Consider the following 26984-nt stretch of genomic DNA (forward strand, 5'->3'; position numbering starts at 1 on the left):
ACGGAACCGTTGCTGCGAAGCCATTCGGCCGTGGCGGCGGGCGGATTGGCAATGATCGGCGCAGTACGCAACGGCGAACCGTGATCTCCCCCCGGGGACCACGGTTCGCCGTTGCTCCACCATCTCCACCATCTCCTGGCCACGCACGCCGGATCGGGCACTGGGGGCGACCATCCCGACTCGATCTTCGCGAAGGCGGCAGGCCCCGTCTGGGGGTTCCGGAGCCTGCGACGCCCGTCGCTTCACGCGACCTGCTGAAGACGTTAATCAGGTGCCCGCGATCTTGACACCACCCAGACTACGGACGGCCCGAACGGCCACAATCGGGTGTCCATCCGCGCGCAAGCACGCTATGTAAGCAAGTGCTTCATCCCTTTTGCGACGGAGTAGTGCCGTTCCTGCGTCACGGAGGCGCAACTCATGACAAACGTTTTCCATGGCGCAGCACACACTTTCCCGTCGGGTCACGGCGATTTTCGTTCCCCTGACACGGATCCCGCCCCGCTGCGCAACGCCGGGAGTCCGGCGTGGACCACTACCATGAGCTACCGGTTGACGCCCTCCGCCGAACGCTCCGAGTACGCCTCGACGAGCTGCGCTTCCGCGTCGGAGAGGTAAGCCGCGAGCAGCTTCTCCGCGCGCCGGCCGTCGCCCTCGCCGAGCGGACCGAGCAGTTCGCGGTTGCGCGGCAGGTAGCGCTCGTGGAACCGCCGCGGGTCGGCCGTCACGTGGAAAACCAGCCGCAGCTCGGCAGTGAGGCCCTGCATCAGCTCGACCACGCGCTCGCTCCCGGTCAACGCGACGAGCTCGCTGTGGAACCGGATGTTGGCCGTGCCGAGGTCCTGCCACCGGCCGGTTTCGGCGGCTTGGTCACCCTCGGCGACCGTGGCCGCGATCTTGCCGTAGGACGCCGGCCGTTCGGTGATCCCGCGGACCGCGGCGCACTCGACGAGCTTGCGGACGCGGTAGATGTCGCACACGTCGTCGACGGTCGGCACGCGCACGAAGACGCCGCGGTTGAGCTCGTGGGTGAGCAGCCGCTCGTGGGTGAGCAGGCGGAACGACTCGCGCAGCGTGTTGCGCGAGACGCCCAGCGCGTTGCCGATGTCCTGCTCCGACAGCCGGTCGCCGGGCAGGAAGAAGCCCTCGGAGATGCGCGTGCGCAGCACGCCGGCGACCCGCTCCGCGGTGCTCGTCCGGCTCAGCAGGCCGCGGTCGGCTTCCAGGCCCAGCGGACTCTCGTCGGTGGCCACGTCGCCCAGCGTAGCCGCAGGGTTGAGAACAATAAAATGAGAGACTTGTGGAATTGTTGAACGATCCGTACGGCGACTGCCCTGTGACTCGCGCCACAATGAGAACTCTCCTAGCGAGGTACCCATGAACACGAACGTGACAGCAGGCACCACGAGTGCGGCCCGGCCGTTCGAGTGGTTCCGATCCCTCGGGCCGAAGGGCAAGCGCGCCTTCTTCGCCGCCTTCGGCGGTTACGGGCTCGACTCCTTCGACTACCAGACCCTGCCGTTCGGCCTCGCCGCCATCACGGCGTACTTCGGCATCTCCTCCGGCGAAGCCGGGCTGCTCAGCACGACCACGCTGGTCGTCTCCGCGATCGGCGGTGTCGGCGCCGGTGTGCTGGCCGACCGCATCGGCCGCGTCCGCACGCTGCAGCTGACCATCGCGCTGTACACGGTGTTCACGGTGTTCTGCGGTTTCGCGCCGAACTTCGAGACGCTGCTGGTGTTCCGCGGTCTGCAGGGCCTGGGCTTCGGTGGCGAGTGGGCCGTCGGCGCGGCGCTGGTCGCCGAGTACTGCTCGGTGCGCTACCGCGGCCGGACCGTCGCGTTCGTGCAGAGCGCGTGGGCCGTGGGCTGGGGCCTGCTGGTGATCGTCTACACCGTGCTGTTCAGCGTGCTCGACGACGCCGTCGCGTGGCGCGTGCTGTTCTGGGTCGGTGTGCTGCCGGCACTGCTCGTGCTGTGGGTGCGCCGCCGCGTGGCCGACGCCGAGCACGTGACCGAACGCCGCCTGAAGACGCTCAAGACGAAGACGCGCAATTCGCTCGCCGGCATCTTCCGCCCCGGCCTGCTGCGCACCACGCTCTTCGCGGCGCTGCTCGCGACCGGCGTGCAGGGCGGGTACTACACGCTGTTCACGTGGATGCCCCAGTACCTCAAGACCGCCCGCGGCCTGTCCGTGGTCGGCACGGGCGGGTACTTCGCACTGCTGATCCCCGGCGCGTTCATCGGCTACGTGTGCGGCGGCTACCTCACGGACCTGTTGGGGCGCAAGCGAACCTTCCTGCTGTTCTCCGTGCTGTCGGCGGTGCTGATCGTGCTGTTCGTGCAGCTGCCGTACGGCGCCAACGGCCTCATGCTGCTGATCAGCTTCCCGCTGGGCTTCTCGACGTCGGCGATCTTCAGCGGCTTCGGCGCGTACCTCGCGGAGCTGTACCCGACCGAGGTGCGGGCGACGGGCCAGGGCTTCACGTACAACTTCGGGCGCGCGGTGGGTGCCGCGTTCCCCGCGGTGGTCGGGTTCATGGGCGCGGGTGGCGCGATCGCGCTCGGTGCCGTCGGGTACGCCATCGCCGCGCTCGCGTTGCTGGGCCTGCCCGAAACCCGCGGACGGGAACTGACCGGGATCGGGTCATGACCACGTTCCGCGACCCCGCCACGCTGACGCCCGCGGAGGCCCGCGCGCTCTTCCGCGCGGGCACCGAGCGGCCGACCGCGGGCTGGGCGCGGGGTTACGCGCAGGCCAACCTGATCGCCGTGCCGCAGGACTGGGCCGACGACGTGCTGTTGTTCTGCGCGCGCAACCCGAGCGCGTGCCCGGTGCTCGAGGTCAGCCGGCCCGGCGACCCGGGCTCACGGCTCGCGCCGGGCGCGGACCTGCGCACCGACCTGCCGCGCTACCGGGTGTGGCACAACGGGGTGCTCACCGGCGAGGTCACCGACGCGACCGGCCTGTGGCGCAGCGACATGGTGGCGTTCTCGATCGGCTGCACCTACTCGTTCGAGGCGCCGCTGGTCGCGGGCGGCGTGCCGCTGCGGAACCGGACGCAGGGGCGCATGGCGATGTACGTGACCGACCGGCAGTGCACGCCGGCCGGCTGCACGGGCCTGTGGTGGTGACGATGCGGCCGGTCCCGGCGGAGCTGCTCGACGACGCCGTGCGGATCACCTCGGCGTCACCCTCGCTGCCCGGCGCCCCGGTGCACGTCGGCGACCCGGCGGCGCTGGGCATCACGGACCTGGCGCGGCCGGACTTCGGCGACGCCGTGGACCTGGAGCCCGGCGACGTGCCGGTGTTCTGGGCCTGCGGCGTCACCCCGCAGGCGGCGGTGATGGCTTCGCGGCCGCCGTTCGCCATCACGCACGCGCCGGGGTACATGTTCTTGACGGACCAACGCGAGATGGGAGTGCCATGGATCTGAACAGCGACCTCGGCGAAGGCTTCGGCGCGTGGCGGATGGGCGACGACGAGGCGATGCTCGACATCGTGACCAGCGCGAACATCGCGTGCGGCTTCCACGCGGGCGACCCCGGCGTGATGCGGCGGGTGTGCGCCCGCGCGGCCGAACGCGGCGTGACGATCGGGGCGCACGTGGGTTACCGCGACCTCGCCGGCTTCGGCCGGCGGGCGCTGGACATCTCGCCCGCGGACCTCACGGACGACGTGCTGTACCAAATCGGCGCGTTGGACGCTTTCGCGCGAGCGGCCGGGTCTTCAGTGAAGTACGTGAAGGCGCACGGTGCGCTGTACAACACGGCGGCGGTGGACCCGGCGCAGGCGGCGGCGCTCGTAGAGGGCGTGCGGCAGTTCGGGACCGGGTTGGCGCTGTTGTGCCCGCCGGACTCGGAGATGCTGCGCGCGGCTTCGGCGGCCGGGGTGACGGGGTATGCGGAGGCGTTCGCGGACCGGGCTTACACGTCGGAGGGACGGCTCGTGTCGCGGAAGCTGCCGGGCGCGGTGCTGCACGACGCCGACGAGGTCGCCGCGCGTGCCACGGCCATGGCCACCTCGGGCTCGGTGATCGACGTGGACGGCGGGAAGCTCGAGCTGCGGGCAGTTTCCCTGTGCGTGCACGGTGATACGCCGGGGGCCGTGGACATCGCGCGGCGGATTCGCGCCTCGTTGGCGGAGGCGGGGGTCACGGTGGAGTCGTTCGTGTGATTTCCGTGTTGCCTTACGGCGGATCCGCGGTGCTCGTGAAGTCCCAGGACGTGCTCGGGTTGCAGGCGGCGCTGGAGTCGGCTCCGCCGGCCGGGGGTCGTGGAGCTGGTGCCGGCCGCGCGGACGCTGCTGGTGCGGTTCGATCCTGCGGTGGTGGAGATCGCTTCGTTGACCCGGTTGTTGTCTTCTGTGTCCACTGTGGATGTTGTCGCGGGCTCTTCGGCCCAGGTCACCGTGCCGGTGCGCTACGACGGGGCGGATCTCGCCGACGTCGCGGAGGCTTCCGGCTTGTCGGTGCGGGAGGTCGTGTCCTTGCACAGCTCGGCTTCGTACGTGGTGTCGTTCTGCGGCTTCGCCCCGGGCTTCGCTTACCTGACGGGCCTCGATCCCGCGCTGCACCTGCCACGCCGGTCCGTGCCGCGCACTCGCGTGCCCGCCGGTTCGGTCGCCATCGCGGGCGAGTACTCGGCCGTCTACCCGCGCCCGTCACCCGGCGGCTGGCACCTGGTGGGCACCAGTTCCCTGCCGGTGTGGGATGTCGAGCGCGACCCGCCCCACCGGCTCACACCGGGCACGCGCGTGCGGTTCGAGGCGGTGTGATGACCGGGAAGGTGGAAGTGCTCGCGACCGGTCCGTTCGCGACCGTGCAGGACCTGGGCCGGCCCGGTTTCGCCGCCGTCGGCGTCGGGCGGTCCGGGGCAGCTGACCGTTCGTCGGTGCGGCTGGCGAACCGGCTGGTCGGCAATCCCGAGACGCACGCGGCCCTGGAGGTGACGCTCGGCGGGTTGCGGCTGCGGGTCTCCGAAGCCGCGTTGGTCGCCGTCACCGGGGCGGAAGTCGACGTGCGGGCCGGGCGGCGGACGGCCGCACCGAACGGACCCGTCGCGCTGCGGGCCGGCGAAGAGCTGGTGCTCGGAACGGCCACCCGCGGCCTGCGCTGCTACGTCGCCATCCGCGGTGGGTTCGACGTGCGGCCGGTGCTCGGCGCGCGGGCCACCGACACCATGGGTGGGCTCGGGCCTCCGCCCCTGGCTCCGGGAACGACGCTCCCGGTGGGCGACGTCGTCACCGGGCAGCCGGTCGTCGACCTGGCTCCACTGGCCCGGCTTTCGGAAGAGCCGATCCTGCGCATCACCCCCGGGCCGCGCCTCGACTGGTTCACCCGCACGGCACTGTCCACTTTGGTCACCTCCGGGTACGCGGTGACCGCCGACCTGGACCGCGTCGGCGTCCGGCTCGACGGGCCGGCGCTCACCCGCTCGCGCTCCGGCGAGCTGCCGCCGGAAGCCGCGGTGCCGGGTGCGCTGCAGGTGCCACCCTCGGGCGTGCCGATCCTGTTCCTCGCCGACCACCCCGTGACCGGCGGTTATCCCGTGCCCGCCGTCGTCCGCGAACCCGACCTCGACGTCGCCGCGCAGCTGCGGCCCGGTCAGCGCGTGCGCTTCACGCTGAGCCATGAAGGCTGACACGAGGCAGAACACCGCCAGCGGCACCTCGACCACAGCCATCGCCACCGACGCCGCGACGTCCGGCCCGGCCGTGGTCACGTCGAACCACGCGTCGGCCAGCAGGAGTGCCCCCGTCGCGGCCGCGGGGGCCGGCGCGCGGCGGTCGCCGCGCAGCAGCCACCAGCCCGTGAGCAGCAGGCCGACCGCCTCCAGCACGTCGAGCCCCACCCACGCGAGGCGCCAGTGCTGCGCCGCGTACGTGTCGGGCAGCGTCGCCACCAAGATTCCCAGCCACGGCACCAATCCGGCTCCGGCGAGCGCCGGCACCCAACCCCTTTTCATGACTTCCCCCTTCGTCCCGGCCAGGCTAGCCAATTGCAGAGACTCTCTGCAAACTTTTTCTGCAATAGTTCTCTGCACTACGCTGAGTGGCATGGCGGAACCACCGGAACAGCGGGTCCTCACCGGCCCCGACCTCAAGGCCCTCCAGAAGGCACTCGCCAACCCGGTGCGCCGCGACATCCTCCGTTACCTGGGCAAACACGGCGAGGCGAATTCGACGAGCGTCGCCAAGGCGCTCGGCGAGAGCACGGGCACCACGAGCTACCACCTGCGCAAGCTCGCCGAGCAGAAGCTGATCGCCGAGATCGAGGAGCGTTCGTCGGGCCGTGAGCGGTGGTGGCGCTCGATGATGACCAACGTCTACACCCCGCCCGGCCTCGAAATGACCGACGACGAGCGCACGGCCGCCACCCAGATCGGCGCGCTGAAGATGAGCCACGACCTCGACCTCGTCGTCCGCGCGTACGCCGGCTACGACAGTTCGGAAGGCTGGAACCAGATCTACCGGGCCGGGCTCACGCTCACCAAGGACCAGGTGGAAGCGTTTGCGACCGACTTCCGGGCGCTGCTGTGGAAGTACACGACCGAAGGGGCGCCCGGCGCGCGGGACATGGCCGTCCGGCTCGTCGTACTACCGGAGGACAACCTCACAAACCCGAGACCCGCAACGTCAGGTTGAGCCGCCCCGTCAGGCCCAGCGCCGGGTCGGCCGTGCCGGGCAGGGTGCGGGGCACGCCGTGGTACGCCAGCCGCGAGGGGCCACCGAAGACGAACAGGTCGCCGGAACGCAGCTCGACGTCGGTGTAGGGGCGGTTGCGGTTCTCGGTGTTGCCGAAGCGGAACACGCAGGTGTCGCCGAGGCTGAGGGACACGACCGGCTCCGGGGAGCGCTCGTCCTTGTCCTGGTGCTGGCCCATTTTGGCCGTGGCGTCGTAGTAGTTCACGAGGGCCACGTCGGGGTCGTAGCCGGCGGAGTCGTAGCCGTCGCCGTACGCCGAGGCGACCGCGCGCCGACCGAGGTCGCCGAGCCAGGGCGGGAACGGTTCCACGGGCGAGCCGTCCTCGCGGGTGCGGGAGTAGCGGTACGGGAGCCAGTGCCAGCCGAGGCAGACCATGCGCACGGACATCACACCGCCATGGGGCAGGCGGGTCTGGCGGTAGCCGCGCCAGCCGCGGCAGGCCTCGACGAGCGAGCGCTGATGGTCGAGATCGAGCCAGTCGGGGACGTGGACCGCGCCAGGCGCGAGTTCGACCCGGGGACGTGGCAGCAGTTCCATCGCGAACATTGTCGCATCGCACCGGCGGGACTCGGCAGACCGCAGGAGCCACCCGAAGGGTCCAGCCGGGTGCTCCTGCGGCGGTACCCCTCGCCGGAACCGCCGCCTCGACACTCCCACACTCGGGTGTAACAGACCAGGTTTCGATCAGCTACAACATGGACACGTGACGCGACGGCCGAGGGTCATCACCGTGCGTCATCCGGACCTCGCCGGCCCGAACTCGACCACGGTCACGCCGGCTCGCGCGGGCACGGGGTCGTTCATCGCGGCCAGCGCGGCCGGCACGTCGTCGAGGCCGATCCGAGTGCCGATCAGGCCCGCGAGGTCGATGCCCGACCGCTCGACCACGCTCAGCAACTCCGGGTACTCGTGCGCCTGCAGGCCATGGATGCCCACGATCTCCAGCTCGCCGCCGATCACGCGGTGCATCGGGATCGGCGCGACGCCCTGCGCGGGCGGCATCAGGCCCGCCTGCACGTGGCGGCCGCGTTTGCGCAGGCTGCCGACCGACGCGGCGCACGTGGCCGGCGAGCCCAGGCAGTCGAGCGACACGTGGGTGCCACCGCCGGTCAGCGACCGGACGTGCTCGGCCAGCGCCTCCGGCCCGTCGAACGCGCCCGCGTCGACGCTCAGCACCGCACCCGAGCGCTCCGCGAGCGCCCGCGCGGCCGGCGAGACGTCCACGGCCACGACCTTCGCGCCCGCAGCCGCGGCCAGCAGCACGGCGGAGATCCCGACTCCGCCGCAGCCGTACACGGAAACCCACTGGCCCGCCCGCACACCGCCCTGCCGGAGCACCGCGCGGAACGCCGTGCCGAAGCGGCAGCCGAGCGCCGCGGCCTCCGCCGCCGACATCGCGTCCGGCAGCGCGACGAGGTTGGCCTGCGCGTGCTCGATCGCCACGAACTCCGCGAACGACCCCCAGTGGGTGGCGCCCGGCTGGAACTCGTCGTCGCAGATCTGCTGGTCACCGCGCGCACACTGCGCACAGCTACCGCACGCGCACACGAACGGCACCGTCACCCGCGCGCCGGCCTCCCAGCCGCGCACGCCCGCACCGACCGCCGCGATCCGCCCCGCCAGCTCGTGGCCGGCGACGTGCGGCAGCTTCACGGCTTCGTCGTGGCCCTGCCACGTGTGCCAATCGCTGCGGCACACGCCCGTCGCCTCGACCGCGATCACCACCCCACCGGGCGGCGCCACCGGATCCGGCACCTCGACCACCTGGGGCAGCACCCCGAACTCTCGCATCACGACCGCACGCATGGGAGTGATCGTAAGGAGTCCCGGGGTTCCCGTTCGCGCCCTGCTCCGGCCACGCACTTCCGCCCTGCCCGAGCCACTCGAACCCAGCCCCGGCGCGAGATCGCGCCGGTTTCTGGATCGGGCGACGTGATCGGCCGCCAGGCCGATCCGCCCGCTCGATCCGGAAGCCGGCTCACCGGCGATCTCGCACGCCTCGGCGAAGCCGAGGCAGAAAACACGGCGGAGTCAGCGCCGCGAGCGCGGCGGGCCCAGCAACCTCCGCAGGGAATTCGGCGGCACCCCGAGGATGTCTTCCAAATTCCTTAGTGCCTGCAATGATTCCGGCCGTTCCGGGCGGCACCGCCCCGACTGCCAGTGGCTCAATGTCGCGAGACTCAGGGAAGTTCCCCTGCCACGCAAGCGGTATCTGATCCTGTCCAGTCCCAGCCCCCTCGCCCTGATTGCCGCTCGCAGGGCGTCCGCGAACGGGCCGGCCTCGAGCAACCGCCCGAGATCCCGTTCCGCCGTTTCCGCCCTGTCCATCGTCGACGTTCGCTGACCGGTCATCGCACACGCTCCGAACCATGTCGCTTCCCGAAACTTCGGAGCGTAGGCCGGACTCCACATGATCGGAAGGGCACTCACCCGCCTGCGGAGAGAGAACGAGCGATCTCCGCGAAGGGTTCTGCGTAGCCGGAATTCACGGTGACGTAGGTAATCCCCCACCGTTCGCGCCACCGGAGAAGAGTTTCCGTTGCTGCGCCGGGGTTTTCCGGCAGAACCGTGACAGCGCCGTTCGCGGCGAGCTCGGGAACATCCACTCCGGTGTACTTCGCGATGTGGGGTGCCGGCGCATTTCCGACGGCTATCAGATTCACCGAAAGTTCGATCGCACCGAATCGCGTCCCCGCCATTTCGTGAAAGTTGTCCACAATAGAGTCGGCTTCGGATTCCGTCGTCTGGGGTGCCCAGGACAGAGTGACCACATCTGCCTCGCGCGCGGCGAGCGCGAGCATCTTCGGCCCGCCGCCGGAGAGCAGCAGCCGCGGCCGCTCGGGCGTCTCCTTGAGGAACGCGATGGTGTCGGCCAGGCGCGCGATGCGCTCACCCGGCGCCGCGAACTCCCGGCCGAGGCCGCGCGCGAACGCATCGGCGCCGGGCCGGCCGACGCCCAGGCCGAGCTCGAAGCGGCCGCCCGTCACGCGGTGCAACGTGGACACCTGCCAGCCGAGCTGGCGGGCGTCGCGGAACGGGTCGGCCAGCACGAAGGTGCCCAGCGTGAGGCGGCTCGTGACGGCGGCAGCCGCGGGCACGAGCGTGAGCGGGTCGGCGTCGCCGACGGGGTCGGTGGCGAGCAGGGTGTCGAGGCCGAGGTCCTCGATCCGGCGGGCCTGGTCGGTCCAGGCTTCGAGGTCGGGGGCGTACCCGGCGACGATCCCGAAGCGAAACGGTTTCGTGGTCATGGCGACCATCGTCGGCGCCGGCGGGGGTAGCCCACATCCGCCGAGGAGCGACACCGCGGCGTACGCCCGTCAGCGCACGGCGACAGACAGCGCTTGCGCGATCTCCTTGCCGATGGCGTGCGTCGCGGCGTCCGGCGGCTGGCCCACCTTCACGACCATCGGCCCGCCGAACGGCTGGCGCTCGACGACCTCGATGCGCTCGCCCAGGCCGATGGCGTGCTCGGTGAGGTAGCGCAGCAGCTCCGGATCCGTGTCCCACACGCGCACGATCTCGCCGACGGCGCCGGGCGGCAGGTCGTCCAGGATGCGCATCGGCACCTCCTCGACACTGCCGTCGGGAGCCGGGATGGGGTCGCCGTGCGGGTCGCGCAAGGGGTTGCCGAGCTTCGCGGCGATGCGCTCGACCAGCCGGTCGGACACCGCGTGCTCCAGCGCGTCGGCCTCCGAGTGGACCTCGTCCCAGGTGTAGCCCAGTTCGGAGACGAGGTAGGTCTCGATCAGCCGGTGGCGGCGCAGCACCGAGCGCGCCAGCAGCCGCCCCTCGGCGGTCAGCTCGATGCCCCGGTAGGGCACGTGGGCCACCAGCCCGAGCTGCGAAAGCTTCGTGACCATGCCCGACGCCGACGACGGGCTCACCTCGAGCCGTCCCGCCAGCGTCGCATTGGTCACGGCCTCACCGCGCTCGACGAGCCCGTAGATCACGCGCACGTAGTCCTCGACCGACGACGACCTCCGGACGGAACCATCTTCCATAACGCATACGATACGGGCTCACCCCTCACCGTCCGGACGCCGTGGGGCGCCCGAATGTGGTTCAACGCTGAACGACTCGGTCCGGACCAGCGGTGGTCCGGACAGCGGGTCTCACGGCCGCCAGCGGTACCGGATCCAGCCCGGCACGGGGTCCGCGCCCAGCTGCGCGTAGAACGCCTCGGCCTTCTCGTTGCCCGCCTGCATGTCCCACTCGACGCGGCCGGTGGTGCGTGACCGCAGCTCGTCGAGCAGCTCGCGACCCAGCCCGTGCCGGCGGTACTCGGGGCGGATGAACAGGTCGTCGAGCCAGATCCCCGGCCGGGCTTCCCACGTCGAGAAGTTCCAGCTGCAGAACGCGAAGCCCGCGACCACGTCCGGGCGGTCCGGCGGCGTCGCGAGGACGACCCACGCCTTCGGCTCGGGCCCGAACAGGTACCCGCTCATCTCGGCGCGGTCGAGCTTGAGGTCGTGCTTGTCCTCGTACACGGCGTGCTCTTCGATGAGCGCGCAGATCTCTTCGGCGTCTTCGAAGACGGCGTCGCGGACGGGCATGCGAGGAGCCCCAATCTGGTCGGTTCTTGTCGGTGGTCGCGGTTACGGTGCGGGCATGAGCCCCGAAGACCGGTTCGAGGACCTGATCGACGAGCTGCTGGGCGGCGAAGACGCCGACGGCGTCGAGCCGCCGCGGCCCGGAAGCGGGTTCGGGTCGAGTGCCCTGCGTGTGGACAATCGCATCTTCGCCATGCTCGTGCGCGGGCACCTCGTGGTGAAGCTGCCGAAGCCCCGCGTCGACGCACTGGTGGCCGAGGGCCACGGCGTGCGGTTCGACGCGAACAAGGGCACGCCGATGAAGGAGTGGTTCACGCTCGCCGAGGAGTCGCCGCTCGACTGGCCCGCGCTGGCGCGCGAGGCGTGGGCGTTCGTCGGCAAGCGATAGGTCACGATGCCTCGTAGCGCAGTTCGCCGCCCACGGCCGTGGCGAGCACGCGGAGATCATCCATAGTGGACAGTGGATCACCCGAAAGGACCACGAAGTCCGCCAGCTTGCCCGGCTCCAGCGTGCCGAGGTCGTGTTCGGCGAACGTCGCGTACGCCGAGCCGTAGGTGTACGCGCGCAGCGCCTCCTGCGGGGTCAGCGCTTCCTCGGGCGAGAACGGCACGCCCGAGGACGTGCACCGGCGCACCATGTCGGCCAGGCCCAGCAGCGGCGCGCCGTCGACGACCGGACGGTCGGAGCTCGCGGGCAGCACGCAACCGGCGTCGAGGACGCTGCGCAGGCGGTAGCACCACGGCACCCGTGCTTCGCCGAGCGCCGCGCGCATGCCGTCACCCAGCTCGTTCACGAACCGGCCCTGCGGCGACGCGATGAGCCCCAGCCGGGCCAGCCGAGTCAGCTCCGCCGGCTGCAGCACCGCGCAGTGCTCGATGCGGTGCCGGTGGTCCTCGCGCGGCGAAGCGGCCAACGCGGCTTCGTACGCGTCGAGCACCACCGTGATGGCGCGATCGCCGATGGCGTGTGTCGCGATCTGCCAGCCCGCGTCGTGCGCGAGGCGGATCGTGCGGGCCAGTTCCTCCTCGGGCACCTGGAAGTAGCCGCGGTTGTCCGGCTCGCCGGCGAACGGCTCGTGCATCGCGCAGGTGCGCCCGACCAGGGAACCGTCGGCGAAGAGCTTCATCGGGCCGACACGCAGCCATTCGTCGCCGAAGCCCGTGCGCAGGCCCAGGTCGAGGCCGAACCCGGCACCGTCGGGCAGGTCGTGGAGCACGCTCGCCGCCACCATCACCGTGCTCCGCACGCGCAGCACCCCGCGTTCGCGAGCCAGCTGGTACGCGGCCAGCTCGGCGGGTGTCTCCCCGACCAGCCCGCCGCCGATGCCGGCCTCCTGCACGCTCGTGATGCCCTCGGACAGGAACTGCTCGCTCGCGCGGTCGAGGCCGCGGACCACGGACTCCAGCGGCGTCGGGTAGGTCAGCGGCCGCAGCAGCAGCTGGGCCTGCTCGCGCAACAGCCCGGTCGGCGACCCGGCAGCGTCGAGCACGACGTCGCCGCCCACCGGTACGTGCGCCAGGTCGAGCTGGTGCAGCACGGCGGAGTTGACCACGGTCATGTGCCCGGACGTGTGCTTGAGCCGCACGAGCATCCCGGGTGCGGCACGGTCGAGGCCGTGGCGATCCGGGTGCGCGCCACCGGCCAGCTTGTTCTGGTCGTAACCGCTCCCGATGACCCAGCTGCCGGCGGGCAGCTCGGCGGCCCGGCGCGCCACGGCGTCGTAGACCTCCTCGACGCTGCGGCAGTCGCTGAGCGGCACGTCGTCCAAGCCCATACCGAACCACGCCATGTGGTTGTGGGCGTCGTGGAACCCGGGCACCACGTACGCGCCGCCGAGGTCGATCCGCCGGCGCGCGGAAAGCTCCGAAGCGTCTTCACCCAGCGCCACCACCCGGCCGTGCAGCACGGCGAGCGCACCCTCCCCGGTGAGCAGCCGGGCGTTCTCGTACACCGCGTCGACCCGCATGAACGAGACCCTATCGATCGATCGATCGAACGTCTAGGCTCGCTGCCATGAGCACCGTGGACCTCGCCGTCGAGGGCGGCATCGCGCACATCCGGCTGAACCGGCCCGAGCGGCTGAACGCCGTGGCGCCCGTGCTGGTGGACGACTTCCTGACCGCCCTGGACGGCGTCGCGCGCAGCACCGCCCGCGTGGTCGTGCTGTCCGGCAACGGCCGCGCCTTCTGCGCCGGCCACGACCTCAAGGAGCCGACGCCGGAAGGCGACTCGCGCGCCCGGCTGGACCGGCTGCAGGACGTGACCCGCCGGCTGCGCGCGCTCCCGCAGCCGGTGATCGCCGCCGTGCACGGCTACGCCCTCGGCGCCGGAGCGGAGTTCGCGCTCGGCTGCGATCTGGTGCTGGCCGCCGACGACGCCGTGTTCGGCTTCCCCGAGGTCTCGCTCGGGCTGAGCGTGACGGGCGCGGCCTCGCGCCTGCTGCCGCTGCTCGTCGGGCCGATGAAGGCCAAGGAGCTGCTGCTGCTCGGCGAGCGGTTCGACGGTCTGCGCGCCCACGACCTCGGCCTGGTCAATGCCGCCGTGCCCGCCGCCGAGCTCATGACGCTGGCGCTGGGCTGGGCCGAGAAGATCGCGCACCACCCCGCCGAGGCCGCCACCATGGCCAAGCGGGCGCTCGACTCCGGCCTCGACCACGCGCTGGAATCAGCCCTGGAGCTGGAGGTCAGCCACGCGCTGATCACCGAGCACTCGGCCGCGGTGCGCGAGTCCACCGAGGCGTTCCGGAGCCGTGCGTGAAGACCCTGCAGCAGGCCGACACGCTGGTCGCGCTGGTGGACCGCGCCGCGCGGCTGTGGCCGGGGCGCACCGCCTGGGTCTTCGACACGACGGGCGAGCGGTTCACCTTCGCCGAAGTCGACGAGCGCAGCGGCCGGTTCGCCGCCGGGTTGCACGAGCTGGGCGTGCGGCCCGGCGACCGCGTGGCCGTGATGTTGCGCAACCAGCCGGAGTTCCCGCTGCTGTGGCTCGCGCTGGCGAAGCTCGGCGCGGTGCTGGTGCCGGTGAACACGAACTACCGCGAGTTCGACGGCGCCCACGTGCTGCGCCACTCCGGCGCGCGGTTCGCCGTCGCGGCCGACGAGTTCGTGGAGCTGCTGGAGAAGATCGCGCCGGACACCGCCGTGGAACGGGTGCTGACGCCGGCGGACCTGCGGGCGCCGGACGCGAGGCCGGCCGCGGACGTCGTCGCCGAGCAGCCCGTGAACATCCAGTACACCTCCGGCACGACCGGCGCCCCCAAGGGTTGCGTGCTGCCGCACCGGTACTGGACCACGCTCGCCGTCAGCCTCGCCACGGACTTTCCTTCCGTGGGCGAGGAAGACGTGCTGCTGACCGCGCAGCCGTTCCACTACATCGATCCACAGTGGAACGTCGCGTTGGGACTCGCGGGCGGTGCCACACTCGTGGTGCTCGACCGCTTCCACCCGTCCACGTTCTGGGCCAAGGTGCGCGAGCACGGCGTCACGTGGTTCTACTGCCTCGGCCTGATGCCGACGCTGCTGCTGCGCCAGCCACCGCACGCGGACGACCGCAACCACCGCGTGCGCGCGATCTGCGCGTCGGCCATTCCGCGCGAGCTGCACGCCGAGCTGGAACAGCGGTGGGGCGCGCCGTGGTACGAGGCGTTCGGCATGACCGAGACCGGCGGCGACATCCGCGTGCCGGAGGCGGACCACGACGTCGCCGTGGGCACCGGCTGCATCGGCCGGCCCAGCCGCGACCGCGAGGTGCTGATCGCCGACGAGCACGGGAAACCCCTGCCGCGCGGCGAAACCGGCGAGCTGCTCATCCGCGGCATCGGCCTGATGCACGGCTACCACGACGACCCGGAAGCCACCTCGCGCGCGTTCGCCGGCGGCTGGTTCCACACAGGCGACCTGGCGAGCATGGACGCCGAGGGCCGCGTGTTCTTCGCAGGCCGCACCAAGGACATGATCCGGCGCAGCGGCGAGAACATCTCGGCCGACGAGGTGGAACGCGCGCTGCTGCTGCACCCCGCCGTGCGCCTGGCGGCGGTGCTCGCGGTGCCCGACGAGCTGCGGGGCGAAGAGGTGAAGGCCTACGTCGTCTGCGAAGGCGAGGTGGCGCCTGAAGAGCTCGCCGAGTTCTGCGCCGAGAAGCTGGCGTATTTCAAGGTGCCGCGCTTCTGGGCGTTCGCCGGCGAGCTGCCGCTCACGCCGTCCGAACGCGTCGCGAAGGGCGAGCTGCGGAAGGTTGCGGACCTGCGCGCCGGCGCATGGGACCGGACCACGGGGACATGGCTGTGAGCAGCGGCGAACGCGTGCGCGCGGCGGCCGTGAAACTGTTCGCCGCCAAGGGTTTCCACGGCACCGGGATTCGCGATCTCGCGAGCGAGGCCGAGCTGTCGTCGGCGAGCCTGTACCACTACATGGGCACCAAGGAAGACCTGCTCGTCGAGATCATGACCACCGCGTTGCGGCGGCTGCTCGACGCGGCGGGCAAGGCCACCGCCGGTGCGGCCGATCCGGTGGCGCGCCTGCGTTCGCTCGTCGCGCTGCACGTGCTCGCCCACGCCGCGCGGCCCGCCGAAACCCGCGTGGTGGACAACGAAGTCGACGCGCTTTCGGATGCCGCGCGTACGCGAGTCGTCGCTCTGCGGGACGAATACGAGGGTTTGTGGGCGCGGGCGATCGCCGACGGCGTGACGGCGGGCGTGTTCCACACCGCACACCCGGCTGTGACGCGCCTGGCGCTGCTGGAGATGTGCAGCGGGGTGGCGCGCTGGTACTCGCCGCTGGGGCCGTTGCCGCTCGAAGCGCTGGCCACGCACTACGCGGAGCTGGCGCTGGGCGCCCTCGGCCACCCCGTCACCGTGGCTGTTCCCGATCTGCGACAGTGCCTGGAGGTAGTCGCCCAGGTGTGGGACATGCCTGTTCAGCCGGGGTTTTAGCGGCCTACGCCTTGCTGATTGGGCGAACGTGGGGGACGCTCGAAGGGTGACTGAGCAAACGATCCACCTGGAATTGGACGACTCGGGTCTCGCACCTAGCCTGCCCGCTCCAGCAAATCCCCGCGACCAGGTGCAGGATGTGCCTTACCGCCCGGTTGAGTTCCGCGACGACGATCTGCCGACCGCACTAGAACGCTGTGCCGTGTGGCTGCGTCAAGCTCAGGAGTGGCTCGGTGAACCGCTCGACGTCCTGGCGATTCACCTCGACTACGACGACCGCCAGGGGTCGCCCTACTACGACGTCAAGGTGCTCTGCAACGAAGAGGACCTGGCCGGCGTCCCCATCGCCCTCCGCAACAGCAGCAAGTGATTCACTGAGAACACCGTTCATCCCCTGAAGGCCTCGTGGCCGGACCGCGCGTCCCGCCACGAGGCCTTCACGGTTTTCATGCCGTTTTTACAAGGCGCTTACCAGCGTCAGCCGAGCGCGCCGCCGACCTTCACGTGGCCCTTGAGGAGGTTGCGCGCGATGGTGCGGCGCTGGATCTCGTCGGTGCCCTCGTAGATGCGCAGCAGCCGCAGCTCGCGGTACCAGCGCTCCACCGGCAGCTCGCGCGTGTAGCCCATGCCGCCGTGGATCTGCAGCACGCGGTCCACGATCTCGTTGGCCTTCTGGCCGCCGTAGAGCTTCGCCATCGACTGCGCGTGGCGCGAGTCCATCTTCTGGTCCACCTGCCACGCGGCGTGCAGCACGAGCCAGCGCAGCGCTTCGAGCTCCACGCCGGAGTCGGCGATCATCCACTGGATCGCCTGGCGTTCGGCGATCTTCTGCCCGAACGTCTCACGCGTGTTGGCGTGCTCGATGGCCATCGAGATCAGGCGCTCGCACGAACCGATCGCCCGGGCGGGCAGCAGGTAGCGGCCCTGGCCGATCCACTGCATCGCGAGCTCGAAGCCGCGGCCCTCTTCACCGAGGATCTGCGTCTCGGGCACGCGCACGTCCTGGAACACCAGCGCCGCCGGGCCCCACTCGCCCATCGTGTCGATGTACTCGGACTTCCAGCCCATCTCGCGGTCAACGAGGAAGCAGGTGACGCCGCCGTTGGCACCCTTCTCAGGGTCGGTGATGGCGAAGACCATCACGAAGTCGGCTTCGTTGCCGCCGGTGATGAAGGTCTTCTCGCCGTTGATGACCCAGTCGGAGCCGTCCTTGCGCGCGGTGGTGCGGATGGCCTTCGCGTCGGAGCCGGCGCCGGGTTCCGTGATGGCGAAGCACGACTTGCGCTCGCCGGAGATCGTCGGCAGCAGGTAGGTCTGCTTCTGCTCCTCGTTGGCGTGGAAGAGGATGTTGTCCGCGGCACCTCCGAAGCGGAACGGCACGAAGGTGCGGCCCAGCTCGGCCTCCAGCAGCGCGGCCATCACAGCCGAGAGCCCCATGCCGCCGTACTCCTCCGGCGTGAGCACGCCCCAGAAGCCGGATTCCTTCGCCTTGAGCTGCAGCTGGGTCAGCTCCTCGGCCGTGACCCCCGGCTGGCCGGCGCGCTCGCGGCGGAGCACCTCCTGCTCACGCGGCACGAGCTCGCGCTGCACGAACGTGCGCACCCAGTCGCGCACTTCGCGTTCTTCGGTGCTCAGGGTGAAATCCATCGAGTCGTCCCTTTCCAAGCCGTGCGGCTAAGCGCTTGCTTAGCCGAGGGTACCGCGTTGTCTCGGGGTCCCCCCAGTACCTGGCCGGTTACCGTGACAACACGCCCCGGCGCCGGGAAGATCGAGGGTGGACGAGGAGGGTGCCAGATGACGCAGATCGTGGTCCGGTGGTCGGAGCCGCTGGCAGCGGAGGACCGCTTCCTGCGGCTGCTCGACGAGCTCGAGCGCGGCCGCTACGAGGCCTACCGGCTGGAGCTGGACAAGCGCCGCTTCCTGACCGGCCGCGTGCTGGCCAAGACGCTCACCGCCGCGCGCCTGGGCGTGCCGGTGGAGTCCGTGGTCTTCGACGCCACCTGCGAGGACTGCGGCAAGCCCCACGGCCGGCCCCGCGTGCCCGGCTCGGACCTGACGTTGTCCATCTCCCATTCGGGTCAGCTCGTCGGCGTGGCGGCCACGGACGGCGTGCCGGTGGGGCTGGACGTCGAGACCTCTTCGCGCCGGGCCGACAAGTCGCTCGTCGAGTACGCGTTGAGCCCGGCCGAGCAGCAGGCCGTGGCGGGGTTGCCCGAGGCTTCGCGGTCGGCCGCCTTCTTCGTCTACTGGACCCGCAAGGAGGCCGTCATGAAGGCCACCGGCAAGGGCCTGAAGATCCCGCTGCAGAGCATCACGTTCTCGCCCTACGACGCTCCCGCCGAGCTCGTGTCCTCCGGCGACCCGGCGCTGGACCCGGCCCGCACCCGCCTGGCGGACCTCAAGGCCGCCGAGGGTCACCGCGCCGCCGTCGCCGCCCTCACCGCGGAGGCGCTGGAGGTCACCGAGGAGCACTGGCTCCCCTGACTCGCACGGGTCAGTCGAGCCCCATCGCGCCCAGCAGCGTCCGGAACTTCGCAATCGTCTCGTCGAACTCCGCCTGCGGGTCCGACGCCGGCACGATGCCGCCGCCCGCGTACAGCCGCATCGACGTGTCCGCCACTTCCGCGCAGCGGATCGCCACGGCCCACTCGCCGTCGCCCACCGCGTCGACCCAGCCGGCGCTGCCCGCGTAGTAGCCGCGGCCGAAGGGCTCCAGCTCCTGGACCAGGTCGCGCGCGGCGGCGGTCGGGGTGCCGCAGATCGCGGGGGTCGGGTGCAGGGCCGCGGCGAGGTCGAGGGCGGTGACGGAGCGGTCGACGAGCTCGCCGGTGATGGCCGTGCGCAGGTGCCAGATGGCGGGCGTCGACACGAGCTCCGGGGCCGACGGCACGTCGAGCTTGCGGCAGAACGGCCGCAGGGCCTCCACGACGTAGTCGATCACCACGGCGTGCTCTTCCTGGTCCTTCGCGGACGCCAGGAGGGCCTCGCCGTTGGCGCGGTCCGCGACGGGATCCGCCGAGCGCGGCATGGACCCGGCGTGCGGGGTCGTGTACACGGAGTCGCCGGCACGGGAGAGCAGCAGCTCGGGCGTGGCGCCCACGAGCGTGCGCCCGCCGGGCAGCTCGGCGGCGTAGGTGAAGTGGCGCGGGTTGCCGCGCGCCAGGTTGCGCACGATCTTCTCGACCGGCACCGGCGAAGCGAACTCCAGCTCCAGCGCCCGGGCGAGCACGGCTTTGCGCAGGCCACGGTCGCGCAGGGCCGCCACGGCGGCTCGCACGTTGGCCTTGTGACCCTCCTCGGACGGCACCTCACGGGTGACGCTCGGGGCGGGCAGGTCTTCCGACGCGGCGACGCCACTGTCCTCGCCCTCGGCCTGCGCCCGGTGGACCGTGCGTGGCAGGACGAGATGACCCGGCGTGGTCGTGTCCGGGCCGGTGTCGAAGGGCAGCACCCCGACCGCGAGCGGCACGCCCGAGCTGGTCAGCTCTTCGGCCACGGTCCGGGCCAGCCGCCGTGGATCGGTGTCGGTCACGGCAGCGACCGAACCCTGGGCGAGGAGCGCTCGCCGGGCCGTCGCGAACAGGAAGTCGCCGCGCTGGTAGCGGACGGTTGTCTCGACCGGGGTCGCCGGTGCGGTACTGGTCGTCACCGCTCCAGCGTCCCAGGATCCGGGAGCTCCGCGGGGAAAGTGTTGCCAGAAGAACACCTTCGGCGCACTCGGCGCGCACCTTCCCCGCGGTCGTCCCGGAGTGCTACTTCAGCGCGTCGATCAGAGCTTCGCGCTGGCGCTCGCCGAGGCCCGCGGCCCGGCGGTCGGGGTCGATCCCCGCCTGCTCGAGCAGCGCGGCGACCTTGACCGCGCCCAGGCCGGGGACGGCCTTGAGCAGCTGGGTGACCTTCGTCTTCCCGATGGTCTTGTTCTCCTTGGCCTGCTTGAGCACCTTCTCGATGCTCGTGGTGCCGGACTTGATCGACGCGAGCAGCTCCGAACGCGCCTTACGAGCCTCTGCCGCCTTGGCGAGGGCCTCGGCGCGCTGCTCCGGAGTCAACGTGGGCAGAGCCAACGTAGTGTCCTTTCCTCTCAGGTCTCCGCTTGCGCGGCCGACGGCTTTTTTCCGATGCTTGCAAGCGCAAGCGCTGGCCAGCCGTCTCTTACCACGGCCCCAGTAAACGCCACACCTTCGAAGAGCGCGCAACCGACACGCACTTATCACCCTCCGACCACCCGGTGGACAAGTCACGAGGGGACCCCTCGCAGCCTGCGGAAACGTCAGACCTCCCTCGTTTTCGACGCCATTACCTCACCCGAATGAGGCTCTATTTCAACACGGTTACGACGCCATTTTTTGTTGCCCTGCAAGGAAAATTCCAGTATGCAGTTGATCATGGACGCAGGAGGCCGCCACCCGATACGGGGATGGCCGTGACCGAACGGTTGCCCGAGTTGACCATGCCCCGGCGCCCTGTCCGCCGTTAGAGTCGGCGGCACCCCAGTTCACCGGCGAACGAGCACCACGGGAGTCACCCATGTTGAGCACGATGCAGGACGGGCAGCTTTCGCTGGCGAAGTTGCTGCGCCACGGCACGAAGGTCCACGCGCGGAGCGAAGTCATCACCTGGACCGGTTCAGAAGCCCGCCGGGAGACCTACGCCGAGCTCGGGCAGCACGCCGCCCGCCTGGCCAACGCGCTGCGCACCCTCGGCGTGACGAGCGACCAGCGCGTCGGCACGTTCATGTGGAACAACGCGGAGCACCTGGCCGCCTACCTCGCGGTGCCGGCGATGGGCGCGGTGCTGCACACCCTGAACATCCGCCTGTTCCCCGAGCAGCTCACCTTCGTCGCGAACCACGCCGAGGACCACGTGGTGATCGTCGACGGCACGCTGGTGCCGCTGCTGGCCAAGCAGCTGCCGCACTTCACCACCGTCAAGCACGTGATCGTGGCCAACGGCGACGCCTCGACGCTGGAGGCGCCCGAGGGCATCACCGTGCACTCCTACGACGAGCTGCTGGCCGCCCAGCCGAGCGAGTTCGACTGGCCCGAGATCGACGAGCGGTCGGCCGCCGCGATGTGCTACACGTCCGGCACGACGGGCGACCCGAAGGGCGTCGTCTACTCGCACCGCTCGATCTGGCTGCACTCGATGCAGGTCTGCATGACCGACAGCATGCGGCTGGCCCAGGAGGACACCGCGCTGGCGATCGTGCCGATGTTCCACGCGATGTCGTGGGGCCTGCCGTACGCCGCGATGATGGTCGGCGCGTCGCTGCTCATGCCCGACCGCTTCCTGCAGCCGGCCCCGATCTCGGCGATGCTGGCGGCCGAGAAGCCGACCTTCGCGGCGGCCGTGCCCACGATCTGGCAGGGCCTGCTCGCCCACCTCGACGCGAACCCGCAGGACATCTCCCACGTGCGTGAGGTCGTGGTCGGCGGGTCGGCCGCGCCGCCTTCGCTGATGCACGCGTTCGAGGAGCGCTACGACGTGCCGATCCTGCACGCGTGGGGCATGACCGAGACGTCGCCGCTGGGCAGCGTCGCGCGTCCGCCGGGCAGCGCGACCGGCGAGCAGCGCTGGGCCTACCGCTACACGCAGGGCCGGTTCCCGGCGTCGGTGGCCGCGCGCCTGATCGGCGACAACGGCGAGGAACTGCCGTGGGACAACGAGGCCGTGGGCGAGCTCGAGGTGCAGGGCCCGTGGATCGCCGGCGCCTACTACGGCGGCGACGCCATCGACCCGGACAAGTTCCACGACGGCTGGCTGCGCACGGGTGACGTCGGCAAGATCAGCCCCGACGGCTACCTCACGCTCACCGACCGCGCCAAGGACGTGATCAAGTCCGGCGGCGAGTGGATCTCGTCGGTCGACCTCGAGAACCAGGTCATGGGGCACCCGGCCGTCGCCGAGGCGGCCGTGGTCGGCATCCCCGACGAGAAGTGGGACGAGCGCCCGCTGGTGGCCGTCGTGGTGAAGGAAGGCCAGAAGGTGACGGCGGAGGAGCTGCGCGACTACCTGACCGACAAGGTCGCGAAGTGGCAGCTGCCGGAGAACTGGACCTTCGTGGACGAAGTGCCCAAGACCAGCGTCGGCAAGTTCGACAAGAAGCGGATCCGCGCGTCCTACTCAGAGGGAAAGCTCGACATCTCACAGCTCTAACGGGTAAATCTCCGGCGAGTCGCAGTTCATCCGGCGCCTGTCTTGAGGGAGTCTGACGCTCTCAAGGCAGGCGTCGGAGCACGTCGGAGGAAGTACGGGGATGCAGTCACGCAGCAGGAGGTCGTTCCTGGCCCTCGCCGGAACGGCGGCAGTGGGCGCGGTCGCGGCCGCGTGCGGTTCGAACACCGGGCGTCCGGGCGACCCGCCGCCGTCCACGGCGATGTCGGCCGGGCCGCCGCCGTCACAAGCGCCCGCGAAGGTCACGCTCCAGCAGTGGTACCACGCGTACGGCGAAGACGGCGTGCAGGACGCGGTGCGCGGCTACGCGGCCTCGTACCCGGGCGCGACCGTGAAGGTGCAGTGGAACCCGGGTGATTACGACTCGAAGATCGTGACCGCGCTGCAGAACAGCGCCGTGCCCGACGTGTTCGAGGCGCAGGTGAAGATCGACTGGGTGCGCCAGAACCAGGTCGTGGCGCTCGACGACCTCATCGGCCCGGTGAAGAACGACTTCAGCCCCGCCGTGCTGGCCGCGCAGACCGTGGAGGGCAAGGTCTACGGGATCCCGCAGGCCACCGACACGCAGGTGCTCTTCTACCGCCCGAGCCTGCTGCAGGCCGCGGGCGTGCAGCCGCCGCAGACCGTGGACGAGCTGGTGGACGCCGCCGGCAAGCTCTCGCGCGACGGCGTGAAGGGCCTGTTCGCGGGCAACGACGGCGGCGTCGGCACGCTGACCGGCCCGCTGCTGTGGTCGGCCGGGCTCGACTACCTCAAGCCCGGTGGCCGCGAGGTCGGCTTCGACGACCCGCGCGCGGCCACCGCGTTGAGCAAGCTGCGCACGTTGAACGCCAACAACTCCCTGCTGCTCGGCGCGCCCACCGACTGGTCCGACCCGGGCGCGTTCGTCGACGGCCTGTGCGCGATGCAGTGGACCGGCCTGTGGAACATGCCGAAGATCCGCGACGCGTTCAACGACGACTTCGCCGTACTCCCTTTCCCCAAGCTGGACAACAGCGGCGCGCCTTCGGTGCCGGTCGGCGCGTACGGAGCGATGGTCAACGCGAAGAGCAAGCACGTGGCCGAGGCCAAGGCGTTCGTGAAGTGGCTGTGGATCGACCAGACGGCCGATCAGCTGGAGTTCGCCACACGCTTCGGCTTCCACGTGCCGGCGCGCCAGAGCCTGATCGACAAGGCCGACACGCTGCGCTCGGGCCCGGCCGCCGACGTCGCGCGGTTCGTGAAGGAGAACAGCCACCTGGTCGGCGGTCCGGTGTGGACCCAGCAGGCGAACACCGCGCTGTCCGACGCCGTCGCGAAGATCGCCAAGGAAGGCGCCGACCCGGTGGCGCAGACGAAGGCGGCGGTGACGGTCGCGCAGTCCGAGCTGAAGCGCTTGTTCGGATGAGCGTGTCCCGGAAGACCCGGGACACGCTGGCGTTCTGGGGGTTCGTCGGCCCGTTTCTCATCGGGCTGGCCGTGTTCGCGTACCTGCCGATGGGCTGGAGCGTGTACCTGTCGTTCTTCGACGCGCGCAACACCGTGACGCCCAGCGTGTTCGTGGGACTGGACAACTACGCGCACATGCTCACCGACGGGCCGTTCCTCGCGAGCCTCGGCACGTTCAGCGTGTTCGCGCTCGCGATCGTGCCGCTCACGTTCGTGCTGTCGCTCGCGCTCGCGGTCGGGGTGCACCAGCTGAGGTTCGCGCGCGCGTTCTTCCGGTCGGTGTTCTTCCTGCCGTTCGCCTGCTCGTACGTGGTGGCTTCGCTGGTCTGGAAGACGTCGCTGTTCTCCGGCGTGCGCTACGGCCTGGCCAACACCGTGCTGGGCCTGTTCGGCGCCGACCCGGTGGCGTGGACGGGCACGGTCGACCCGCCGCTGTACTGGATCGTGCTGGTGACCGCGCGGTTGTGGCTGCAGCTCGGGTTCTACATGATTCTGTTCCTCGCGGCGCTGCAACGGATTCCGGGCCGGCTCTACGAAGCCGCGTGGCTCGACGGCGCGAAGCCGGGCTGGCAGGTGTTCCGCCACATCACGCTGCCGCAGCTGCGCGCGACGTCCGTGGCCGTGCTCCTGCTGAACCTGATCAACGCGTATCAGGCGTTCGACGAGTTCTACAACATCATGGGCGACTCCCGTGGTTATCCGCCGTTCGCGCGGCCGCCGCTGGTGTACCTCTACTACACGTCGCTGGGTTCGGGCGGCCAGGACCTGGGCCGCGGCAGCGCGGGCGCGGTGCTGCTGGCGCTGCTCATCGCGCTCGTGACGTTGGTGCAGGGCAGGCTGTTCCGCTTCGACCGCGGTGCCCTCTCGTGAACGGCGCCGTCGTGAAGGCCGTGCTGCGCTGGACGGCGCTGATCGTGGCCGCGGCGCTGTTCCTGCTGCCGTTCTACCTGCTGCTGCGCAACGGGCTCGCCTCGCGCGCGGAGATCACGGCGCCTGACTGGACGCTGTGGCCTCGGCAGGTGCACTGGGAGAACTTCGCCCGGTTGTTCTCTTTGGAGGACGTGCCGTTCGCGCGCAGCCTGCTGAACTCCGCGGTCGTGGCGACGCTGCAGACGCTGGGGCTGCTGGTGATCTGCTCGCTCGCCGGCTACGGATTCGCGCGGATCCCTTACCGCCACTCGAAAACCGTGTTCTACGCGGTGCTCGCGACGCTGATGATCCCGACGTCGGTCACGTTCGTGCCGAGCTTCGTCGTGGTGTCCTCGCTCGGCTGGCTCTCGGACCTGCGCGGCCTGGTGATCCCGGGCTTGTTCAGCGCGTTCAGCGTGTTCCTGTTCCGCCAGTACTTCCTCGACTTCCCGCGCGAGCTGGAGGAAGCCGGCCGCGTCGACGGGCTCACGCGCTGGGGCGTGTTCCGGCGGATCGTGGTGCCCAACTCGCGCGGCTTCTTCGCCGCGATCGCCGTGATCTCGGTGATCGGCAGCTGGAACGCGTTCCTGTGGCCGCTGATCATCGCGCAGTCGCCGGACTCGTGGACGGTGCAGGTGGCGCTGTCCGGCCTGCTGACCTCGCAGAACCCGCAGCTGAACCTGCTCTTCCTCGCCGCGGCGGTGTCGATCCTGCCGATCGTGCTGCTGTTCGCGTTCCTGCAGCGTTACCTCGTGCGCGGGGTCACGGAGTCGGGGCTGAAGGGCTGAGCCGCGGCGGGCCCCAGCGCACCACCCTCGTCGACGCCCTCGCCGTGACGGTCGGGGGCAGCGGCAGGAGCGTCGCGCAGCGCCGCCGGCAGGTGCAGCGACATCCGGGCGGCCAGGCGCGCGGCCTTCACGACCGGCACGCGGACCTCGTCGTAGCGGCCCAGCGCGGTGGCCGGGTCCTGCTGGAGGTAGGGCACCAGCGTGAGCGCGTCTTCCAGCGCCAGGCACGCGCCCTGCCCGAGGTTCGGCACCACGGGGTGGGCGGCGTCGCCGAGGAGCACGAGCTTGCCGCGCACGAAAGTGGCCAAGGGCCGCGGCAGCACGCGGATCCCGTGGCGCAGAACGGCTTCCTGCGGCGTGGCGAAGACCAGCCGCACGCACCCGAACTCGAGGCCGGCGCCCCACCTGAGCTCGAAGTCCCCCTCGACGCCGCCGGGATCGTCGACGACCGCGCGCACGACCGTGTAGCCGCCGGTCACCGAATCGACGGGCTCGACGTGCCGGCGCAGCACGCTGGGCACCCGTCGCGGCACGACCGGGTCGGCTCGCAGCGTGGTGCCGTCCTCGCGCCGCACGGTGCCCGTCTCCGGGTCCGCCGAGACGACCGGCGAGCCGACGTCGTGCACGCCCTCCGGGAGCGCGTCGAGCAGTAGTTCGCGCAGGTCGCGGCGGCTCACGTCGGTGATCGCGAAGCCGACCTCGCGTTCGAGCTTGTGGCCTTCGAGGCGCTGCAGCCGGCGGCCGCCGCGCGTGCGCACGCCGCCGCCGTACTGGGTGCGGCTCACGGCCGCCATCGCGTCGCCGAGCCCCGGCTCGGTGAGCACCCGCATGCCGTTGGCGGCGAGCGAGATCCCCGCTCCGTCATCGCTCCAGCGGGCCGCGCGGTCGAGCACGGTGACGCGCCACCGCGATCCGGTGCAACCCGATCGCGGGGGTCAATCCACCGATTCCGCCCCCGACGACCACCGCATCCCCCATAAGCTCTTTGTACCCGACGTCCGGAACCTGGAGCACCCGATGACCGATCCGTACCAGCAGCAGCCCCACCAAGAGGGCCAGTTCTACGGCGCAGACGGTTACCCGACGCCCCAGCAGCCCCAGCAGCAGCCCTCGGCGCCGCTGCCCGTGCCGTACTCCGCGCCGGTTTCGGGGCCGTACTCAGGGCCGTACCCGGGGTCGCAGCCCCTGCCGTACGGGCCGTTCCCGGGCTACGTGCCGCTGCGCACGAGCGGCATGGCGATCGCGGGGATGATCATCGGGATCCTCGCGCTGATCACGTTCTGGGTGCCGTTCTGGGATGTCGTGGCGGCGTTCACGGCGATCGGGCTGTCGTGGGCGGGCATGGTGCAGGCGCAGAAGCCCGGCTACACGGGTCAGGGCATGGGCATCGCCGGGCTCGTCTGCGGGATCATCGCCGCGATCCCGGCCGTGATCTTCCTTGTGCTGTTCTTCGCGGCGATCGCGGCGACGAGTACGTCGTGCGCGTTCTACTGCTGAA

The 26984-nt window shown here is 70.8% G+C and carries 27 protein-coding genes and 2 pseudogenes; 17 read left to right on the plus strand and 12 right to left on the minus strand.

Going from position 1 to position 26984, the window contains the following annotated elements; translation table 11 throughout:
• Positions 1 to 545: 545 nt before the first annotated feature.
• Positions 546 to 1253 (minus strand): GntR family transcriptional regulator, encoded by a 708-nt coding sequence (locus AB0K15_RS14335; protein ID WP_364049426.1) that lies wholly within the window; start codon positions 1251 to 1253, stop codon positions 546 to 548.
• A gap of 124 nt (positions 1254 to 1377) precedes the next feature.
• On the opposite strand from AB0K15_RS14335, the gene AB0K15_RS14340 reads away from it, so the two are divergent.
• The 6 genes and pseudogenes from AB0K15_RS14340 (at position 1378) to AB0K15_RS14365 (ending at position 6645) form a co-directional block, all read left to right on the plus strand.
• The gene (locus AB0K15_RS14340; RefSeq protein ID WP_364049428.1) at positions 1378 to 2652 is read left to right on the plus strand and encodes an MFS transporter; all 1275 of its coding nucleotides are present in this window, start codon (positions 1378 to 1380) and stop codon (positions 2650 to 2652) included.
• Positions 2649 to 3436, plus strand: a pseudogene (locus AB0K15_RS14345) (putative hydro-lyase). The gene AB0K15_RS14340 and the pseudogene AB0K15_RS14345 overlap by 4 nt, the downstream one beginning before the upstream one ends.
• Positions 3427 to 4176, plus strand: a complete 750-nt coding sequence (locus AB0K15_RS14350) for a 5-oxoprolinase subunit PxpA (protein WP_364049430.1) — start codon at positions 3427 to 3429, stop codon at positions 4174 to 4176. The pseudogene AB0K15_RS14345 and the gene AB0K15_RS14350 overlap by 10 nt, the downstream one beginning before the upstream one ends.
• Positions 4176 to 4776, plus strand: a pseudogene (gene pxpB, locus AB0K15_RS14355) (5-oxoprolinase subunit PxpB). The gene AB0K15_RS14350 and the pseudogene pxpB overlap by 1 nt, the downstream one beginning before the upstream one ends.
• Positions 4776 to 5642 carry a biotin-dependent carboxyltransferase family protein gene (locus AB0K15_RS14360; protein WP_364049432.1) on the plus strand — a complete coding sequence of 289 codons (867 nt, stop codon included), beginning with the start codon at positions 4776 to 4778 and terminating at the stop codon, positions 5640 to 5642. The pseudogene pxpB and the gene AB0K15_RS14360 overlap by 1 nt, the downstream one beginning before the upstream one ends.
• Positions 5643 to 6057: 415 nt before the next feature.
• Complete coding sequence (locus AB0K15_RS14365) at positions 6058 to 6645, plus strand: helix-turn-helix domain-containing protein (RefSeq protein WP_364049434.1); 588 nt, start codon at positions 6058 to 6060, stop codon at positions 6643 to 6645.
• On the opposite strand, the gene AB0K15_RS14370 is transcribed toward AB0K15_RS14365, so the two are convergent.
• From AB0K15_RS14370 to AB0K15_RS14395, 6 genes are all read right to left on the minus strand, one after another.
• Positions 6614 to 7243 carry an alpha-ketoglutarate-dependent dioxygenase AlkB gene (locus tag AB0K15_RS14370; RefSeq protein ID WP_364049436.1) on the minus strand — a complete coding sequence of 210 codons (630 nt, stop codon included), beginning with the start codon at positions 7241 to 7243 and terminating at the stop codon, positions 6614 to 6616. The genes AB0K15_RS14365 and AB0K15_RS14370 overlap by 32 nt on opposite strands.
• A 198-nt stretch (positions 7244 to 7441) precedes the next feature.
• A complete protein-coding gene (locus AB0K15_RS14375; RefSeq protein WP_364049438.1) occupies positions 7442 to 8512 on the minus strand; it encodes an alcohol dehydrogenase catalytic domain-containing protein in 1071 nt (356 codons plus the stop codon).
• A gap of 225 nt (positions 8513 to 8737) precedes the next feature.
• A complete protein-coding gene (locus AB0K15_RS14380) occupies positions 8738 to 9058 on the minus strand; it encodes a transcriptional regulator (RefSeq protein ID WP_360593710.1) in 321 nt (106 codons plus the stop codon).
• Between the two features lie 74 nt (positions 9059 to 9132).
• Entirely contained in the window at positions 9133 to 9954 is an 822-nt protein-coding gene (locus tag AB0K15_RS14385; protein WP_364049440.1) for an LLM class flavin-dependent oxidoreductase, read from the minus strand.
• 69 nt (positions 9955 to 10023) lie between these two features.
• A complete protein-coding gene (locus AB0K15_RS14390) occupies positions 10024 to 10707 on the minus strand; it encodes a metal-dependent transcriptional regulator (RefSeq protein ID WP_354874811.1) in 684 nt (227 codons plus the stop codon).
• A gap of 111 nt (positions 10708 to 10818) precedes the next feature.
• A complete protein-coding gene (locus tag AB0K15_RS14395) occupies positions 10819 to 11259 on the minus strand; it encodes a GNAT family N-acetyltransferase (RefSeq protein WP_364049442.1) in 441 nt (146 codons plus the stop codon).
• Positions 11260 to 11314: 55 nt separating this feature from the next.
• Here AB0K15_RS14395 and AB0K15_RS14400 point away from each other — a divergent pair, with 55 nt between their 5' ends.
• Positions 11315 to 11644 (plus strand): hypothetical protein, encoded by a 330-nt coding sequence (locus AB0K15_RS14400; RefSeq protein WP_364049444.1) that lies wholly within the window; start codon positions 11315 to 11317, stop codon positions 11642 to 11644.
• 1 nt (position 11645) lies between these two features.
• Here the strand turns inward: AB0K15_RS14400 and AB0K15_RS14405 are convergent, their stop codons facing one another.
• On the minus strand, positions 11646 to 13223 hold the full coding sequence (locus AB0K15_RS14405; protein WP_364049446.1) for an amidohydrolase: 1578 nt from the start codon (positions 13221 to 13223) through the stop codon (positions 11646 to 11648).
• Between the two features lie 47 nt (positions 13224 to 13270).
• On the opposite strand from AB0K15_RS14405, the gene AB0K15_RS14410 reads away from it, so the two are divergent.
• The 4 genes from AB0K15_RS14410 to AB0K15_RS14425 are packed head-to-tail and all read left to right on the plus strand — an operon-like array spanning position 13271 to position 16557.
• A complete protein-coding gene (locus tag AB0K15_RS14410; protein ID WP_364049448.1) occupies positions 13271 to 14014 on the plus strand; it encodes an enoyl-CoA hydratase/isomerase family protein in 744 nt (247 codons plus the stop codon).
• Entirely contained in the window at positions 14011 to 15543 is a 1533-nt protein-coding gene (locus AB0K15_RS14415) for an ATP-dependent acyl-CoA ligase (RefSeq protein ID WP_364049450.1), read from the plus strand. Before AB0K15_RS14410 ends, AB0K15_RS14415 begins: the two co-directional genes overlap by 4 nt.
• On the plus strand, positions 15534 to 16187 hold the full coding sequence (locus tag AB0K15_RS14420) for a TetR/AcrR family transcriptional regulator (protein WP_364049452.1): 654 nt from the start codon (positions 15534 to 15536) through the stop codon (positions 16185 to 16187). Before AB0K15_RS14415 ends, AB0K15_RS14420 begins: the two co-directional genes overlap by 10 nt.
• A 46-nt stretch (positions 16188 to 16233) precedes the next feature.
• On the plus strand, positions 16234 to 16557 hold the full coding sequence (locus AB0K15_RS14425; RefSeq protein WP_285972176.1) for a hypothetical protein: 324 nt from the start codon (positions 16234 to 16236) through the stop codon (positions 16555 to 16557).
• Between the two features lie 107 nt (positions 16558 to 16664).
• Here the strand turns inward: AB0K15_RS14425 and AB0K15_RS14430 are convergent, their stop codons facing one another.
• Complete coding sequence (locus AB0K15_RS14430) at positions 16665 to 17834, minus strand: acyl-CoA dehydrogenase family protein (RefSeq protein ID WP_364049454.1); 1170 nt, start codon at positions 17832 to 17834, stop codon at positions 16665 to 16667.
• Between the two features lie 147 nt (positions 17835 to 17981).
• Here AB0K15_RS14430 and AB0K15_RS14435 point away from each other — a divergent pair, with 147 nt between their 5' ends.
• Complete coding sequence (locus AB0K15_RS14435; RefSeq protein WP_364049456.1) at positions 17982 to 18671, plus strand: 4'-phosphopantetheinyl transferase superfamily protein; 690 nt, start codon at positions 17982 to 17984, stop codon at positions 18669 to 18671.
• 10 nt (positions 18672 to 18681) lie between these two features.
• Here the strand turns inward: AB0K15_RS14435 and AB0K15_RS14440 are convergent, their stop codons facing one another.
• Complete coding sequence (locus AB0K15_RS14440) at positions 18682 to 19836, minus strand: isochorismate synthase (RefSeq protein WP_364049458.1); 1155 nt, start codon at positions 19834 to 19836, stop codon at positions 18682 to 18684.
• Positions 19837 to 19939: 103 nt separating this feature from the next.
• Positions 19940 to 20251 (minus strand): integration host factor, actinobacterial type, encoded by a 312-nt coding sequence (gene mihF / locus AB0K15_RS14445; protein WP_204093133.1) that lies wholly within the window; start codon positions 20249 to 20251, stop codon positions 19940 to 19942.
• 463 nt (positions 20252 to 20714) lie between these two features.
• Between mihF and AB0K15_RS14450 the strand changes: the two genes are divergently transcribed.
• The 4 genes from AB0K15_RS14450 (at position 20715) to AB0K15_RS14465 (ending at position 25486) form a co-directional block, all read left to right on the plus strand.
• Positions 20715 to 22343 (plus strand): long-chain fatty acid--CoA ligase, encoded by a 1629-nt coding sequence (locus AB0K15_RS14450; RefSeq protein WP_364049460.1) that lies wholly within the window; start codon positions 20715 to 20717, stop codon positions 22341 to 22343.
• 100 nt (positions 22344 to 22443) lie between these two features.
• The gene (locus AB0K15_RS14455; RefSeq protein WP_364049462.1) at positions 22444 to 23748 is read left to right on the plus strand and encodes a sugar ABC transporter substrate-binding protein; all 1305 of its coding nucleotides are present in this window, start codon (positions 22444 to 22446) and stop codon (positions 23746 to 23748) included.
• The gene (locus tag AB0K15_RS14460) at positions 23745 to 24659 is read left to right on the plus strand and encodes a sugar ABC transporter permease (RefSeq protein ID WP_364049464.1); all 915 of its coding nucleotides are present in this window, start codon (positions 23745 to 23747) and stop codon (positions 24657 to 24659) included. The genes AB0K15_RS14455 and AB0K15_RS14460 overlap by 4 nt, the downstream gene beginning before the upstream one ends.
• 44 nt (positions 24660 to 24703) lie before the next feature.
• Positions 24704 to 25486 (plus strand): carbohydrate ABC transporter permease, encoded by a 783-nt coding sequence (locus tag AB0K15_RS14465; protein WP_364049940.1) that lies wholly within the window; start codon positions 24704 to 24706, stop codon positions 25484 to 25486.
• Here AB0K15_RS14465 and AB0K15_RS14470 read toward each other — a convergent pair.
• On the minus strand, positions 25444 to 26379 hold the full coding sequence (locus AB0K15_RS14470) for an FAD-dependent monooxygenase (RefSeq protein WP_364049466.1): 936 nt from the start codon (positions 26377 to 26379) through the stop codon (positions 25444 to 25446). The two genes, AB0K15_RS14465 and AB0K15_RS14470, sit on opposite strands and share 43 nt — an antisense overlap.
• Before the next feature lie 124 nt (positions 26380 to 26503).
• On the opposite strand from AB0K15_RS14470, the gene AB0K15_RS14475 reads away from it, so the two are divergent.
• On the plus strand, positions 26504 to 26983 hold the full coding sequence (locus tag AB0K15_RS14475) for a DUF4190 domain-containing protein (RefSeq protein WP_364049468.1): 480 nt from the start codon (positions 26504 to 26506) through the stop codon (positions 26981 to 26983).
• The last annotated feature ends 1 nt before the right edge of the window (position 26984 follow it).

The sequence above is a fragment of the Amycolatopsis sp. NPDC049253 genome (assembly GCF_040678995.1).
Classification (GTDB): Bacteria; Actinomycetota; Actinomycetes; order Mycobacteriales; family Pseudonocardiaceae; genus Amycolatopsis.

Excerpts from the sequence above, each read along its gene's own strand:
- AB0K15_RS14340 (WP_364049428.1), top strand. The coding sequence starts at position 1,378 with ATGAACACGAACGTGACAGCAGGCACCACGAGTGCGGCCCGGCCGTTC.
- AB0K15_RS14350 (WP_364049430.1), top strand. The coding sequence starts at position 3,427 with ATGGATCTGAACAGCGACCTCGGCGAAGGCTTCGGCGCGTGGCGGATG.
- AB0K15_RS14360 (WP_364049432.1), top strand. The coding sequence starts at position 4,776 with ATGACCGGGAAGGTGGAAGTGCTCGCGACCGGTCCGTTCGCGACCGTG.
- AB0K15_RS14365 (WP_364049434.1), top strand. The coding sequence starts at position 6,058 with ATGGCGGAACCACCGGAACAGCGGGTCCTCACCGGCCCCGACCTCAAG.
- AB0K15_RS14370 (WP_364049436.1), bottom strand. The coding sequence starts at position 7,243 with ATGGAACTGCTGCCACGTCCCCGGGTCGAACTCGCGCCTGGCGCGGTC.
- AB0K15_RS14375 (WP_364049438.1), bottom strand. The coding sequence starts at position 8,512 with ATGCGTGCGGTCGTGATGCGAGAGTTCGGGGTGCTGCCCCAGGTGGTC.
- AB0K15_RS14380 (WP_360593710.1), bottom strand. The coding sequence starts at position 9,058 with ATGACCGGTCAGCGAACGTCGACGATGGACAGGGCGGAAACGGCGGAA.
- AB0K15_RS14385 (WP_364049440.1), bottom strand. The coding sequence starts at position 9,954 with ATGACCACGAAACCGTTTCGCTTCGGGATCGTCGCCGGGTACGCCCCC.
- AB0K15_RS14390 (WP_354874811.1), bottom strand. The coding sequence starts at position 10,707 with ATGGAAGATGGTTCCGTCCGGAGGTCGTCGTCGGTCGAGGACTACGTG.
- AB0K15_RS14395 (WP_364049442.1), bottom strand. The coding sequence starts at position 11,259 with ATGCCCGTCCGCGACGCCGTCTTCGAAGACGCCGAAGAGATCTGCGCG.
- AB0K15_RS14400 (WP_364049444.1), top strand. The coding sequence starts at position 11,315 with ATGAGCCCCGAAGACCGGTTCGAGGACCTGATCGACGAGCTGCTGGGC.
- AB0K15_RS14405 (WP_364049446.1), bottom strand. The coding sequence starts at position 13,223 with ATGCGGGTCGACGCGGTGTACGAGAACGCCCGGCTGCTCACCGGGGAG.
- AB0K15_RS14410 (WP_364049448.1), top strand. The coding sequence starts at position 13,271 with ATGAGCACCGTGGACCTCGCCGTCGAGGGCGGCATCGCGCACATCCGG.
- AB0K15_RS14420 (WP_364049452.1), top strand. The coding sequence starts at position 15,534 with ATGGCTGTGAGCAGCGGCGAACGCGTGCGCGCGGCGGCCGTGAAACTG.
- AB0K15_RS14430 (WP_364049454.1), bottom strand. The coding sequence starts at position 17,834 with ATGGATTTCACCCTGAGCACCGAAGAACGCGAAGTGCGCGACTGGGTG.
- AB0K15_RS14435 (WP_364049456.1), top strand. The coding sequence starts at position 17,982 with ATGACGCAGATCGTGGTCCGGTGGTCGGAGCCGCTGGCAGCGGAGGAC.
- AB0K15_RS14450 (WP_364049460.1), top strand. The coding sequence starts at position 20,715 with ATGTTGAGCACGATGCAGGACGGGCAGCTTTCGCTGGCGAAGTTGCTG.
- AB0K15_RS14455 (WP_364049462.1), top strand. The coding sequence starts at position 22,444 with ATGCAGTCACGCAGCAGGAGGTCGTTCCTGGCCCTCGCCGGAACGGCG.
- AB0K15_RS14460 (WP_364049464.1), top strand. The coding sequence starts at position 23,745 with ATGAGCGTGTCCCGGAAGACCCGGGACACGCTGGCGTTCTGGGGGTTC.
- AB0K15_RS14475 (WP_364049468.1), top strand. The coding sequence starts at position 26,504 with ATGACCGATCCGTACCAGCAGCAGCCCCACCAAGAGGGCCAGTTCTAC.